At 44.6% G+C, this 15,621-nt stretch carries 9 protein-coding genes and 1 pseudogene; 3 read left to right on the forward strand and 7 right to left on the reverse strand.

What is annotated here, in order from left to right; translation table 11 throughout:
* Positions 1 to 240: 240 nt before the first annotated feature.
* From L3V31_RS01955 to L3V31_RS01965, 3 genes are read right to left on the reverse strand one after another with little or no spacing between them, the layout of a single operon-like run.
* Positions 241 to 1,290 (reverse strand): UDP-glucose--hexose-1-phosphate uridylyltransferase, encoded by a 1,050-nt coding sequence (locus L3V31_RS01955; protein WP_237314533.1) that lies wholly within the window; start codon positions 1,288 to 1,290, stop codon positions 241 to 243.
* A 13-nt stretch (positions 1,291 to 1,303) separates the two neighbouring features.
* Positions 1,304 to 2,320: a UDP-glucose 4-epimerase GalE gene (gene galE / locus L3V31_RS01960; protein WP_237314281.1), complete on the reverse strand. Its 1,017-nt coding sequence runs from the start codon at positions 2,318 to 2,320 to the stop codon at positions 1,304 to 1,306.
* Between the two features lie 3 nt (positions 2,321 to 2,323).
* Positions 2,324 to 3,949 (reverse strand): SulP family inorganic anion transporter, encoded by a 1,626-nt coding sequence (locus L3V31_RS01965; RefSeq protein ID WP_237314283.1) that lies wholly within the window; start codon positions 3,947 to 3,949, stop codon positions 2,324 to 2,326.
* A 1,194-nt stretch (positions 3,950 to 5,143) separates the two neighbouring features.
* Here L3V31_RS01965 and L3V31_RS01970 point away from each other — a divergent pair.
* Together L3V31_RS01970 and L3V31_RS01975 are read left to right on the forward strand one after the other, a co-directional pair.
* Positions 5,144 to 5,923, forward strand: coding sequence for a hypothetical protein (locus tag L3V31_RS01970; protein ID WP_237314284.1), 780 nt, complete (start codon positions 5,144 to 5,146; stop codon positions 5,921 to 5,923).
* A gap of 45 nt (positions 5,924 to 5,968) precedes the next feature.
* Positions 5,969 to 7,309 carry an arylsulfatase gene (locus L3V31_RS01975; protein ID WP_237314286.1) on the forward strand — a complete coding sequence of 447 codons (1,341 nt, stop codon included), beginning with the start codon at positions 5,969 to 5,971 and terminating at the stop codon, positions 7,307 to 7,309.
* Positions 7,310 to 7,374: 65 nt separating this feature from the next.
* On the opposite strand, the pseudogene L3V31_RS01980 reads toward L3V31_RS01975, so the two are convergent.
* Positions 7,375 to 7,604, reverse strand: a pseudogene (locus L3V31_RS01980) (IS1 family transposase); the annotation flags it as partial.
* A 153-nt stretch (positions 7,605 to 7,757) separates the two neighbouring features.
* On the opposite strand from L3V31_RS01980, the gene L3V31_RS01985 reads away from it, so the two are divergent.
* The gene (locus L3V31_RS01985) at positions 7,758 to 10,463 is read left to right on the forward strand and encodes a sugar-binding domain-containing protein (protein ID WP_237314288.1); all 2,706 of its coding nucleotides are present in this window, start codon (positions 7,758 to 7,760) and stop codon (positions 10,461 to 10,463) included.
* 175 nt (positions 10,464 to 10,638) lie between these two features.
* On the opposite strand, the gene L3V31_RS01990 is transcribed toward L3V31_RS01985, so the two are convergent.
* The 3 genes from L3V31_RS01990 to L3V31_RS02000 form a co-directional block, all read right to left on the reverse strand.
* Positions 10,639 to 11,823, reverse strand: coding sequence for an ROK family transcriptional regulator (locus L3V31_RS01990; protein WP_237314290.1), 1,185 nt, complete (start codon positions 11,821 to 11,823; stop codon positions 10,639 to 10,641).
* Positions 11,824 to 11,826: 3 nt separating this feature from the next.
* The gene (locus tag L3V31_RS01995) at positions 11,827 to 13,830 is read right to left on the reverse strand and encodes a methyl-accepting chemotaxis protein (protein ID WP_237314292.1); all 2,004 of its coding nucleotides are present in this window, start codon (positions 13,828 to 13,830) and stop codon (positions 11,827 to 11,829) included.
* Positions 13,831 to 13,941: 111 nt separating this feature from the next.
* The gene (locus tag L3V31_RS02000) at positions 13,942 to 15,615 is read right to left on the reverse strand and encodes an ABC transporter ATP-binding protein (protein WP_237314294.1); all 1,674 of its coding nucleotides are present in this window, start codon (positions 15,613 to 15,615) and stop codon (positions 13,942 to 13,944) included.
* Positions 15,616 to 15,621: the final 6 nt, after the last annotated feature.

The following is a 15,621-nucleotide window of genomic DNA, read 5'->3' on the forward strand; positions in this document are numbered from 1 at the left end:
AACCTTTGTAATGCAAACTCAGGGTTATGCTCGATGATATATCTATAGTTTACAGTGATACTTTTCTATAAACGCATAACTCGCTCACATTTTTAAAACATCATTTCATTTTAAATGTTAATTTCAAAAAAAAGCTGACAGTCAGCTTCCTCTTACGGCGAATTATCAAGTTATCCAACCGCCATCAAACTTTATGATTCAGCCTTTCGGAGAAGCGTTTCTTCTCCGAACTACGCTAAATTAACTCTGTTTGTAGTGAACATCTGAGGCATTGCGTAAGCGCTCTGCCGCTTGTTCTGGCGTTAAGTCGCGCTGGCTCTCGGCTAGCATTTCGTATCCCACCATAAATTTTCGTACTGTGGCGCTGCGCAGTAATGGTGGCAAAAAGCTTGCGTGTACTTGCCAATAAGCGTCTGGATTTCCGCCGATAAACGGTGCACCATGCCAGCCCATTGAGTAAGGGAAGGAACACTGGAAAAGGTTATCGTACTTAGTGGTTAACAACTTAATGGTCTTAGCAAGATCAGCCTGGGTCTCTGGTGTCATTTCCGTCAATCGACTTAGCTTAATTTTTGGCAAGACCAGCGTTTCGAACGGCCAAGCTGCCCAGTAGGGAACCAATGCCACCCAGTAATCACTCTCGACAACAATACGCTCGCCAGAAGCCACTTCACGCTGCACATAATCCAACAATAGAGGACGATGGTGTCGTTCAAAATAGTGCTGCTGCTGTTGGTCTTTTTTTGCCACCAAGGTTGGTACAAAACTGTTTGCCCAAATTTGACCATGCGGGTGAGGTTGAGAGCAGCCCATGCTTTCACCCTTGTTTTCAAATACTTGTACCCAAGGGTAATGCTGGCTGAGTTCTGCCGTTTGTTCCATCCAAGTGGAAATCACAAATTCGATTTCTTCAAGGTTCAATTCTGGCAATGTGCGACTGTGATCAGGCGAGAAACAGATCACGCGGCTTTCCCCTTTAGCACTATGAAGTTGAAAAAGAGGATCATCGTTTACCGGAGCATCAGGGGTTTGCTCTGTGAGGGCGGCAAAGTCGTTCTTAAAGACGAACGTACCTTGATAATTCGGATTCACATCACCGCTGATTCTAGTATTTGTTGGGCACAAAAAGCAGTTATCGTCATAGCTTGGCAGGCTTTCAATACTGAGTGCTTCTTGTTGCCCCTGCCACGGTCTTTTTGCGCGATGAGGCGACACCAGCACCCACTCGCCCGTAAGGGGATTAAAACGACGGTGAGGATGCTCTGCAACATCAAATGATTGAGACATAATGTTTCCTTAAAAATTAAGATTGGTAACCATTCGGATTGCGCTGCTGCCAGTTCCAACTGTGCTCAACCATATCCATTAAATCGTGATTCGCGCTCCAACCAAGCTCTTGTTCAGCCTTATCCACTTCGGCAAAACACTGAGCAATATCACCCGCTCTTCGAGGCTCGATGCGTACAGGCAACTCTCGGCCCAACACCTTATTCATCGCGGCAACCATATCTAATACACTGACACCGTTACCCGTTCCTAGGTTATAGACATGCAACCCGCTGATATAACCGCGCCCTTCTAGTGCCGCCACATGGCCTTCTACGAGATCCTGCACATGAATGTAGTCACGCACGCCAGTACCATCAGGCGTTGGGTAGTCGTTTCCGAAAATAGACAGAGTGTCGCGTCGTCCAATCGCCACTTGAGTAATAAACGGCATGAGGTTGTTGGGAATGCCTGTTGGGTCTTCACCAATTAAACCGCTAGGGTGAGCCCCGATCGGATTGAAATAACGTAACAGAGTGATACTCCAGTCCGGGTTGGCGGTGGAGAAATCTCTTAAACAACTTTCGACCATATGTTTACTGGTGCCATATGGGTTAGTCGTCGCACCGGTTGGAGCAGATTCTTCAATAGGGACAGTTAAAGGATCGCCATATACCGTAGCGGATGAACTGAAGATCAAGCGGTAAATATGTGCGGCTCTCATCGCAGCCAGTAAATTCAGCGTACCTGAGACGTTGTTTTCGTAATATTCGAGCGGTTTAGCCACCGATTCGCCCACGGCTTTTAACCCGGCGAAATGCATCACGGCACCGATTTTGTGCTGTTCAAAAATACAATCAAGCACTAAGCGATCGCGAATGTCTCCCTTATAGACAACCAATGGACGCTCGATCAACTTTTCAATACGAACTACGACCTGAGGGTTACTGTTGCTGAAGTTATCCAACACAATCGGTTCATGTCCTGCTGCAGCCAATGCGACACACGCATGACTGCCAATATAGCCGCAGCCACCCGTCACTAATACTTTCATGAATTACCTCTTACAAATTAGCTTTAACAATGGCGTCAATCGATCAGAAAATTGTTCTTCTCGTACCGACGTTGCACCATTTAACAGTGATGCTTTGGCGTTAGCTTTAAAGCGACAGAAATAGACGCTCCGCCCACTGGTTGACACATAATCATCGAGCATCTGCACGCCGAGATGATCAATGAAGTTGATCCCTCTTCCTAAAATAATCAATTGCTTAGAACTTATTTTCTGTAACTCTTGATGGAGATATTGAACGCAACCAAAAAAAATCGAGCCATTGATGCGGATCACTGCGATATCTTGCTGATCATCAATATCCAGCTCATCGCAACTTAGCAATTCGATAGTGGGACGCGACGTTCTGCGCAGATAGAAGAAGAGCGAGGCTGCAACGCCAACATAAATAGAAAGTTCAAGGTGAAGAAAAATCGCTGCTAGGCTGGTCACCGCCAAAATAAATATTTCTTTACCATCATGTTTTGCAATCACTTTGATGTGATGAACATCCACTAGGTTCCACGCAACAACCAGCAACAAGCCGCCCATGCCTGCAATCGGTATATAGGCCGCATACGGAGCAAACAGCACCATGATGATTAATAAGAACACGCCTGCAAAAACGGCGGCTAGTGGGGTTTGCGCACCGCTACTGTAATTCACGCCACTGCGGGTGAAAGAGCCTGAGGAGACATAACAAGAGAAAAACGAGCCAACAATGTTTGAGAGTCCCTGCCCGATAAACTCCTGGTTACTATCAAGCTGCTGGCGAGATTTCATCGCGACCGAACGGCTAATTGAAATCGCTTCAACCAAACCCAACATCGCTACAGCGAAAACACCGTCAAGCATGGTAGATAAGTGGCTAAAACCAACAAAAGGAGAAGACAGGCTTAAATAGTTACTGCTTACTTGGCTAACCATCAATACCTCGTTACCGGTATGATTCATCCAAGTAGCAAACCCCATCGCCACCAAGGTTGCCATCAACATATGAGGTAGTTTGGGCCAAATGCGTTTGCACAACACACAAACAGCGATGGTAATGCACCCCACCAGCAGCTCTTTGCCATTTAACATATTGATATTGCTGACAAGCAGAATAATATTTTCAATCGCGGTTTCGCCAGAGTCGTATTGCAAACCCAACACATGCTTTAGCTGGCTGACTCCGATAACAATCGCCGCCCCTAGAGTGAACCCTAGTACTACGGAGTGAGAAACGAAATTCACCACGGCGCCAAAACGCAAGAGCCCGAAAAGCAATTGAATAATCCCAGCACACAAGGTTAACGTAAAACAGAGCTGGATATAGAGAGGCGTTCCCGGATCAGCGAATTGACTTATAGTGGTAAAGACAATCACAGATAGTGCCGCTGTCGGGCCAGAAATCAAATGATGAGACGAGCCAAACAGTGATGCCAAAATAGCGGGAATAATTGCAGTATATAGACCGAACTCAGGTGGCAAACCTGCAATCATGGCATAAGCAATACCTTGGGGGAGCACAATAATCGCTCCTGTAAGTCCGGCTAAAACATCCGCTTTAAGTGATTGAGAACTTACCTTTGAGGACCAGCTTAAAAACGGAAACAGAAGGGACAACTTGCGATGTTCAACAGCGCGCATCACTATTCCTCTAACAACAGTCGATTTATGACGGGAAGGTGATCATCTCGCTTTACCGGCAATACATGAGGACAACTTAAACAGTAGGGAAACGTCTCTAAAACCATGAGTAGCGATACGAAAGCAAAATGAACATAAAAACTATAAACAATCACTCCGACGCAATCAATGTTAATTGAAACATCATTTCATTTTTAGTTTTAATAAACTACAATTGTGTGATCAGCATTGTAAAACGGCGTTTCAGAATTGACTTATCACTCCATAGCGATACTATTTACCTGTGAACGATAATTAACAATTATTCAGTACTAGATTAATAGTTTTAATTCAAAGATATTGAATATGCGTAATTTAAAATACGGTGCTCTTGAATGAAGTTAATTAGCTGCATTCAAAAATTAAAGTCGTTGATAGCTCTAGGTTAGTTTTAACTGGTATTGGCCCTACGAAAGTAGTTACTGGTTGAAATAAGATATAGCTTTATATTTCCTAAGATATTGTTTGCATACTCAAAGAGCCCTTACGGGCTCTTTTTTTTATATAGTCAGATACGTAACTTTCCAATCGCCATTAAAGCCTTCTATTAACAACTCATTCTACTCTCTAAAAATAAGAAACAAAACACACAAATAAATATCACGACATCCTTTGTTTTTTTGACTTGCATATCAATTTAAGAATTTAAAACAATATTTCACTTTAAAAAATAAAACATCAATAATAATCCTACGACAGATGAAATTCTCCGCTATCAAAACAAAAATGGAACATATGGATATGAAACATAGAACCTACTTTACTCTGGTTAGTACCTCAATCATGGCTGCACTCACTTCTATCTCAGTATTCGAAAATAATACGGATCCGACGGACATACTTAACGAGAATTAAGCAGCGGTTTATTGAACAGAACAAGCGAAATAAACGTTTACGATTGGTCTCGATTTGTGGGCAGACACCAACCTGAAGCTAGGTGAAACTACAGGAATATCCGAGATCCTTTACTTTGATCATGAATGCAAAGATAACTCACCTTGTGACGACATTGTGTATCAAAACGATCGCAACGACCTAAAAGTTCTTATCTCATACAGTTTAAGACTGGTTTGAGTCACAACCCACATTTAACAGCCACATTGCCAATCCAGTGGTGCTTTTCAGGACGCCACATTGGACGAAAATAGGAAGGTTATGAAATTGTTGTCTCCACCGTTATATCAACAGATATCCAGCATTATTAGTGATGATTCCGAGCGGTTTCGTCGTCTGGTGCTCTGTTATGCAAGATCGAACTGGGCCCATCCATATTTTTACCTAAACTCATCGACAGGTATCGTTAGCTCAAAGTTCACCAATAAAAAAGTTTTCCTCATATGTCCAGGTCAGCCAGTCAGTGAACACGAGATTAAGGACGCCCAGAAAGTGCTTGCTCTAGACGGTGATCACGTCTCTATCATTGCCGCACTCCCCCATGATGACCCGATAAGTTCGTCAGAACTGGATTACTGCCAGCGTTTACTCGGAACTTACTGTCCGTCAAAGCTCGAAACGGTAAGTTTGCGCACTCTTTTGGAAAAGAGCCTGGCAAATCCGCGTTACTTTAGCAGTCTCTTTCCTCAACAACATATGCAGTCCCAAATCGAGTCAGATAAGGAAACACTGGTTAAAATTCGTCAGTTAATTCCTGAACTTCCGTACGATCCATTGCTCCTTACCAAAGAGCAACAACACGCTCTTTTGGTAAAACTGGAAAACTTACACAGCCAGATCGGAAAGAATGATTTCAAATTAAACAATGAGTTAGATGAGAAAAAACGAATTTCCCTGTTGTTTGCCACACGGAACCTCGTCATTGCGCTGAAAGCGTTTGCGAATAATCGTACAAGCAACCTCTCTGATGTTGGCTACGAGTCATTACGCAAGACAGTTTCCGTATCAGCACAAGATATTTTCCCTTTATCTTCAATTTAACCTTCAACACTGCTTATAAGTGGATCTTAAAAGGCTAATTTTTTAATGTTGCAAAAACCTAACATAATAATCATTCTCTGTGACGACCTCGGGTACGGTGATCCTAGCTGTTACGGCCAGTCACATTGGCAGACGCCAAATATCGATAAACTGGCGAATGAGGGGATTCGGTTTACTGATTTTTACAGTGCCAGTCCTGTCTGCTCGCCAGCTCGCGCATCGCTTTTGACTGGACTTCATTCCGGTCATTTACCTATCCGAAACCTCAGAGACTCTTACCTGCCAGACGATGTAACCACGATACCCAAGCTGTTAAAAGACGCAGGATACGTCAGTGCGTGTATCGGGAAATACGGAGTGGGTAACGGGCAACCGGATCTAGACCCGATTAAGAAAGGGTTTGACTACCATTTTGGCTACAATTGTATGCGTCATGCACATAATTATTTCCCCCCGTTTTTACGAGAAAATGGCGTTAAAGTCCCTCTTAGAAACCTTCCACCGGAAGGGGATGATTTTCAGTGGGAAACCGGAATTGGGGTAGCCGAGGTCAAAATTGACTACTCACCCGACTTCCTTGAGGATCGGGCTGTTGAATTTATTCGCGATTGTCAGGACAGGTCATTTTTCCTTCACTTTTGTTTGACTTTGCCACATGCAAACAATGAAGGCGGTTATACGACCGATGGAATGGAAGTCGATAGCTATGGTGATTTTGAGTACAAAGACTGGCCGCCGAATGAGAAAGGGTTCGCGCGAATGGTTCAGCGTATCGATCAATCTGTTGGTCGCATCATGCAAGAATTAACATCTCTGGGTATCGCAGATAATACCTTAGTGCTCTTTACCAGTGATAATGGTCCTCATAATGAAGGGGGCCATAGTGTCACGGCGTTTGATTCTACGGCAGGTTTCCAAGGGTATAAACGCAGCCTTCATGAAGGTGGAATCCGGGTTCCCTTTATTGCTTGGTGGCCGGGAACCGTAGAGCCTCAGGTATCAAACCGAATGGGTTACTTCCCAGATATCTTAAAGACGCTAGCAGAAGCTACGGGGGCAGATGCTCATGGCATTCAAGATGGCTTGTCTTTTTACCCTCTTTTACTTAACCAGGCAGATCAGCAGTCGGATCATGAACATTTATACTTCGAGTTTGATGGCCAAATCGCAGTAAGACAGGGGAACTGGAAATACTTCTCAGACAGTGATGGAAATGAAAGGCTGTATGACTTGCTAAGTGATCCGCATGAGGATAACGACGTAAAGTCGGATAACCCCGATGTTTTTCACTCGTTGAAGTTAATCGCCGAATCGGAGCATGAGAATTATTCCCCAACAGAGTCGCCGATATCATACAGTCCAACTTTTCTACGTGGCAAAAAGTAGCCCCTAGAACAAGTCTGAAAAATACAACATCTTTATCTTTAAGGCCGTGACTTAAACCAGTGGAGTCATGTGTAGAACGCTCCCTCAATAAAGGTTCCAATCACTTATCGAGTCGGGCTTCTGACTTGAATGGCTAATCGTCCTGCGCACTAGTCGCTTTAACCTAGACCGTAAAGTGGGACTAGTGCGCTCAATCCGCTGGCTGGAGCACTTACTACACCGTGCTTTCTCTTGGTATGGCGTAAGCACTATCGTCATCAGTGCAATAGAAACGAATATCAAAAAGCCATAAGACAATTGCGGATCTTTTAAGCACTAAAGTGACGAAATGTAACAATACTAAACTTGGTTAACTTTGTTGTGTGATTTCGGATTCAAATCCCTTCCGCATTGAGTTTTACGGCGTTGGTATAATATCTCGGTCTAAGTACAGCATTAGGAGCATCACATGACATCACAGCTAGAACAGGCTAGTTGTCAGTCGCAACTCATTCATCACAAACCAACTCTATCCCTTGATTATCAACGTGAGTTTTCTCATTCTGGCTTTTTCGCTATGCCAGACACATCACGCCATGTTTTTGATTTTAACGGGGGCTGGCTGTTCTACAAGGGTGATCCGCGAAACGCCAATCAAATCGGTTGCGATGATAAAAACTGGTCATCCGTTTCTCTCCCACATTGTGTGGAGCTATTACCAGAAGATGCCAGTGGCACCATTAACTACCAAGGTGTTGTTTGGTATCGCAAACACTTCCTCATTCCAGAACGTTTAAAAGGTCAGAGAGTTGTCATTGATTTTGAAGCAATTCAGGGCAAGTCAGAAGTCTGGATTAACGGAGAGCTTGTCGCCTCGCGCAAAGAGGGGTTTCTGCCACTTGTTATTGATGTCACCTCATACCTGAATTTTGATTCAACCAATCTTATTGCCGTCAAAGCCGACAACAGCGACGACTCAAGTTACCCTGCAGGAAAAAATCAATACGAGCTTGATTTTACTTACGTTGGCGGCATTTATCGTGACGTGTGGCTTTATTCCACCCATCAGGTGCATTTTGGGCACGAAGGACTCGCTAACAATCCCACTCCTAATACCAAACGTTCTGGATTAAGAGTTCGCTATCGCAACGTTTCAGAGCAAAACGCCATCGTTGACCTTAGCATGCAGATTATTAATCAGACTAATGACGCACAGCCCATCACTGTTGAGTGTCAGCTTAGCTCTTGCCAAACTGGACACGTTGCTACCAAGCACTCGTTGAATGCATCGATAGAATCTAGTGATCAACATATCAACTGCAACATGCAAATCGAGCAGCCAGAGCTATGGCACCCTGACTCACCTAATTTATACTGGTTGGATTGTCGACTCTTTGATAAGTCCGGTGCACAGCTTGATAGCCTGAGATTGAGAATTGGCATCCGCACTCTTGAACTAAAAGGTAAAGATGGCCTTTACATTAACGGCGAAGCTTACGAAGAAAAGCTTATCGGCGTTAACCGTCATCAGTACTACGCACACATTGGTACTGCGCTAAGCAATAGCCAACACTGGAATGATGTGAAAAAGCTCAAAGATGCTGGCCTATCGGTTATCCGCACCGCGCATTATCCTCAAGACCCAGCCTTCCTTGACGCAGCGGATCAAATGGGGGTATTAATTATTCAACCTTCTATTGGTTGGCAATTCTGGAACGAAGACACTCAGTTTGTTGAACAAGCTAAGCAAAACGTGCGCGAAAAAATTCGCCGTGATCGCAACCACGCCTGCATTTGGATGTTTGAACCTGCTCTAAATGAAACCCATCAGCCGAACTGGTTTTTAGAAGATCTACACCAAATTGTTCATCAAGAAATGGATGACAGCACATGGGTTCCACTTGATAGCTACATTGACTGTGCGAAAGCGAGAGAGGTGATGTACGCCCACCCTAACCAAATCAAAGAAGGTGAAGCGGACGACGGTCAATTGATTTACCCCGAGAAATTTGATGTTCCCGTATTTACGCGTGAATGGGGAGATAACGTCGACGATTGGAACTCTCACAACTCTAACAGCCGAGTGCATCGTAGCTGGGGCGAGCAAGCACAAATCCTTCAAGCGCTGCACTATGCGATAGGCTCCGATAGCTCAGGTCATGAATATGCGACCAATCTAAACGTATTACATCAAACACCAAGGCAGCACATTGGCGGCACTATGTGGCATGGTTTTGATCATCAACGTGGTTATCATCCAGAGCAATTTTGGGGTGGCATTATGGACGCGTTTCGCCAGGAAAAATACAGCTATCATGTATTTATGGCGCAGCGTGACCCAAACAAAACTCACCCTATTTGCCAATCGGGTTACCATTTAAAAATTTTGCACGAAGCCACGCCTATTTCAGGCTCAGATGTTGTGGTAGTCAGTAACGTCGACAGAGTTGAACTTAGCATTGCAGGTAAAGATTTCGGCACGCAAGTTATCAAAAACTCAAAAAATGGCATTCCGTTTTTGCCTGCCATTTTCAAAGGTGCGTTTGACTTTATGGACTTTAAACGCCTACACCGCGAAGACAAGTTCACAGAGGCTTGCATCATTGCCAAGGGCTATGTGGGCGAAGAATGTGTGATCTCCGAAATCAAATATCCGGCAAAACGTCCAACACGTCTGCACCTGAGTATCGACAACTCATCACTGATTGCTAATGGTTCAGATATTGGCACTGTCGTTGCGGAAGTGACGGATGAAGATGGCAACATCAAACGCTTGGCCCGCCACCAGATTCAGTTTGAGGTATACGGTGAAGCGAACTTAATTGAAGCGGATAACATCTTTGCGAATCCAAGAGCAACCGAGTGGGGAAGCGCGCCAGCTTTGATTCGTACCACGCAAACTGCTGGTAAGATTCTCGTGATTGCACGTCCTGTAAACGAAGGGTTAAACACACTTGTTCCCGCGATTCTGGAACTAGAAACCAAACCTAACCCTCATCCTATTTTGCAGTTAGAACCGCAAGCTCAATCTTCCGATAACCGTGAGAGGTTAAGCGAAATTAAACGCGCTTTTGTTGAGGCATTTGATAATCGAATTGCTCGCAATACCTATATAAGAGCAAAGCTTCGAGGTGTTGAGTTACAACAATCTGATTGTGGAGAGTTTCATTTCTAATCAGGCGCGCCAACATTAGTTGGCGCGTTTTTTTAATCGGCCAAAAGCCTAGGGCATTCAACTTATCCGCAGCTCTAAATGCCCATGTAGGGGTATCCATTCCTGCGGCTTATTACGGCAATGGTGTTACTGCCGCCTGACTAAGTTTTGGCACTGCGACTAAGCAAAGAGTTAATCAATAACGCTCAGCTAAATTTAGGTTTCGTTCTATGAATAGATACGCTAACCCCTTAACTTGTTGGGAAAGAGAAAGCTCGCCAAAGATCACTTGAGTTTGATGGTGGGTGAGGTCTTCCTGGTTATTGAACGGGTGCGAGGCAATCGTTTCACGAATGCGGCTTAGCCAAGCGTTACCCAACTCGCACAAACGGCCATACAGTACAATTTGCTCGATACCTACTAAATTTAAGCAGTTACTTAACGTCCGACCAATAGCATTTACCGCGTTTTCGCTTAAAGGGATAGCGTTTGGGTGATTAGCTAATACTGCATCAATAAAACGTTCATTACCCATGCATCCGCGTTGTAAAATTTTGTCCCATTCAGTTTGCAATGCCGATAGCGAGGCGATAGTTTCCAGGCATCCTCGCTGACCACAGCCACACTGTTTGCCTTGAATATCCACCATCGTGTGTCCAATTTCGCCGTTTGCATGAGAACGGCTACTAAATACTTGCTCGTCGACGATAAAAGCAGAGCCAATTCCGTAGTCTAAATTCACTACACAAAAATGTTCCGGACGCTCACTTTGCCACTTTTCTGCCATTGCTAAGCCAACACAATCGTTTTCAACAATGACTTCGGTATCAAGCCGTTGCGCTAGCAAATAACGACACTCAAAGCCGCCGTGCCATTTGGCAAGTGGCATGTGTAGAGATGCCCCACTATGCCTAGAAACCTGACCGTGTAACCCTATCGCAACGCGCAGCGTGCGCTGTTTGCAAGCTTTTAACGCGTTAGCATAAACATCACAGACCGCATCAAGTAACTCTTCTGGAGTGTCGACGTTAATCTGGTGCTCTGAGATCGGCAATAGCAACTGAAAATCTGCGCTAACCACTAATGCCGCGATTTTATTAGGTGATACATTCAAACAAAGAATTGGACTGAGTTTATTACTAAGCGCATAGATTCCAGCACTATTCCCACGGCCGTGAACAGGCACGGGGTTAAGTATGACTTTTGATTCTGCATCCAGATCCGTCAGTATATTGCTTACTGAAGGTATCGAAAGCTGTGTGCGTAACGCTAACTCAGATTTACTCAAGGGGCCACTTTTGGCCAAATGCGTTAAAATGGAACGTTTGTTGTGAACTCGAATCGCTTTATTGGATAAACCGAGTCCTTGACGTATCACCATAACTCACCCCAGCTTGTAATGCTTAATCAATTGAAGTTGTTCTATCGACAGCTCTTCCAACCTCTGCCCGTTATCTGCCACTTGAACAGCACCTTTTGAGTTCGATGACGCTATATCTGAGATTCGACTAATGTTTTTTGCTATGTCTATCGCGGTGTTTTGTTGTTGTTCTGTCGCCGAAGCGATATGTGCTCCCAACTGAGTCAGTTCAGAGATTGATGTTTGAATCCCTTGCATTACCATGCTGGTTTCGTTTGATGATTCGCGCGAGTGTTGCATATAAAAATGGCATTGCTCCACTTGATTGACCGCCTGCTCAACCGATTCACGCAACAATTGAATCATAGTATGGATCTCTTGCGTTGAACGCCCTGTGCGACTGGCTAGCTCCCTAACCTCGTCCGCCACCACCGCAAAACCGCGCCCCATGCTTCCAGCCCTCGCCGCCTCAATGGCTGCATTTAGCGCCAGTAAGTTGGTTTGATCCGCGATGGCTTGAATCACTTCGATCACACGGCCTATCTCTGTGCTTACATCACTCACTCGCGATATGGTATCGGTCGACTCTTGGAGAGCTTGTGACAATTGATTTTGAGCCTCTAAGTTGACGGTAGTTTGCTCTTGCCCTCTCACTATCGAACGCTCAATATCGGTTAACTGAGTTTGGCTTGTACGTGTTGCTTGGGAAACCTCAGCAACCGAGCTTTCCATTTCGTTCATCGCCGCGGCTACACTTTCGGTTTCAATGCGCTGCGACTCAAGCGATTTTTGACTGTTACTGGCCGTCACTTGATTGTGATTAGCAAGCTTGTTTTGCTGATGGGTTACCGACTGTACCGATGCAACTAAGTGCTTTAATGTATTGATCATTTGATCTATCGAGTTAGATAATTCGCCAAACTCGTTCTTACTTTTAATGCCTGTTAGTTGCGTCAAGTCGCCATTTTCGACACGATTTAAAGAAGCTTTGAGCTTATGTAAAGCGTTGTGGATGGTCCGACTTAGCGCCACAGCGGCAACTGACACGAACAAAAAAGCAACTAATGTCGCTAAAACAACAAGTTTTTCGCCGCCAGCTTGCATCGCATTGACCTGTGCGACTTGCTGTGCAGACAGTTGTCTTAGCTGTTCAGACTGTTGAACAATTTGTTCAATTAATTGTGTCGTTTCTGCCTGAACGCCACCGACGAGATCTAATATATTTGCCTGCTCCAACATGGCGCGATGATGTTTTACCAACACACCTTGTTCATCTGTAGCATGATCAATGACCGTATTTAGAAGTTTTTGATCACGCTTTGTATAGCTGCGCGTTGTTTTGGCTAAAGACTCACTGGTTTTAAGAATCCTCTCAGCGACGGCGCGATTCTTTTTGATAAGTCCATCGATAACTTGCGCCGAATTGGAATTTAAGCCTCTGTCGGTATTGAAGATCAGTGAATCTATGGTGGTCGCTAGGTTGTTTGCCATAAAGCTGGCATTCAAATCATCAACCGAACCAGACATGCCATAAGCGGCACGTTTCATTTTAGTGCTGTCTAAGGCAAACTGCGCAGACTGACGTTCTACCCAATGCTCAGTATCAACTACTTGTTGATACCGCTTAAACAAATCCTGTGTTTTTGAGAATAGTGGTATGTCATATGGAATTTTTAACAAATCGATTTGATGTTCGTTGAGTTTGGAGGACAAAGCTTCCAACGCCAACCGTTTCTCATCATAGAGCTCATGTTTTTTTAAAAACTGAGATTCGATTTTTGTATACATGCCGGTATCCAACGGCGTGAAATAAGAGTTAGCCAGAGCTTGGCTAGTGAGCAAGTCAACTGTAATTCGATTAAGCACTACCATGTAAGGAGAAATCACTTCGGTCACTATATGGGTTCGCTCGGACTGCAAGTGACCTTGAACTAAACTCACTCCCGTAATCGAAATCATCGCCAGCAGCAATAGAATAAAGCTGATATGGATGCGCCTAACAATAGACAGATTTTGCCAATACTTCATAGGAACCTTTTAATATCTTTATAACTTACGAGCTCTGAAAATTAAAAAGGCCGCGTAACGCGGCCTTATGTTACAGACAACTTAAAGTTACAACTGGGTTACCAGCAAACTTTACGCCACGTCTTTAGGTAGTTCAGCAACGGGAACCGCCGCAATCAATTTCTGTGTATACGGGTCTTGTGGGTTGTGAATCACCTGTTCGATAGTACCCTGCTCCATAATGGTGCCATGCTGCAGTACGATCACTCGATCACAGAAGTACTTCACTGTTGCGATGTCGTGAGTAATCAAGATGAAAGAAGTACCAAATTCGTTTTGAAACTCAATCAACAAATCCAATACCTGGGCACGAAGTGATACGTCTAGTGCTGCCGTAGCTTCATCCGCAATGATGAGTTTAGGGATCGTCACCAAAGCGCGAGCGATAACAATCCGCTGACGCTGCCCCCCCGAGAACGCGTGCGGATAGCGGCTTGAGAACTCCGCTGGCAATCCAACGCGACGCATCATATTGCGTACACGATCTTTACGCTCTTTCGCACTCATCTCTGTACGAAGCAGTTTCAGTGGTTCCTCAATGATATCCGCAACCGTCATACGTGGATTTAAGGATGACCACGGGTCTTGGAAAATCAAACGAAGATCAGCAAACAATGGATCACGTTTCACACGCTTATAATCCGCGAGGTCAAGCTCGATGCCACTCTTTTCATCTACGTAACGAATGTCACCTGACGTAGCTGGCTGCATACCTAAAATAGCTCGACCTAACGTACTTTTGCCCGAACCTGACTCACCAACAATCCCCAAAGATTCACCTGGGTGCAGCGTTAACGTCGCGTTGTTAACCGCCGTCATAAATTGCTTCTTCTCGAACATCTTGCCCGGCTTTTCAAACACTTTAGTGACGTTATTTACATCCAAAAGCGGCGTTTGCCCTTCGTGAACAAACGGTTTCTTCACCTTGGAAGGTAACTCAAGTGCTCGCGTCGCATTCATCAGCTTAATCGTGTATGGATGTTCAGGTTGTTCGAAAATCTGGCGTACATCTCCTTGTTCAACAACGACACCTTTTTCCATAACAACTACGCGGTCTGAGATCTGTGCCACTACCCCTAAATCATGAGTGATGAACAAGATAGCCATACCAATTTCTTGCTGCAGTTTGGCAAACAATTCCAAAATTTCAGCTTGAGTTGTTACGTCTAACGCCGTCGTCGGCTCGTCAGCAATCAATACATCGGGACGGCTGGCAATCGCCATCGCAATCACAACACGTTGACGCTGACCACCAGATAGCTGGAACGAATACTTGTTAATCAAACTTTCAGGTTCAGGCATCTGTACCTGAGTCAGAAGTTCAATTGCACGTTCATGAGCCACTTGTTTGGTGATGCCTGGGTCAACAAGACATAGCACTTCTTTAATTTGGTCGCCAACCGTATGAACAGGGCTAAGTGCTGCCATTGGCTCTTGCGATACCAATGAGAAGTTAAAACGACGTAAACTCCGCATTTCTTCACTACGAGGATCTAAGGTGGTGATATCCACCATAGAGCCGTCTGTATGGTAAAGAATTTCCCCCGAGTCAATTCGGCCCGGTTTATCCAACAGTTGAAGGATCGCGCTAGTAGTAACTGATTTGCCTGAACCCGATTCACCGATGACCGACAAAGTCTCACCACGGTTCAATTCAAACGATACGTTTTTAACAGCGTGGAACGTTTCCATCGTTGTTGGGAAGCTGACGTTAAGCTCTTTAACTTCAAGAATTTTTTCAGCCATTTTAAA

This window comes from Vibrio sp. J1-1 (assembly GCF_021728395.1).
Classification (GTDB): domain Bacteria; phylum Pseudomonadota; class Gammaproteobacteria; order Enterobacterales; family Vibrionaceae; genus Vibrio.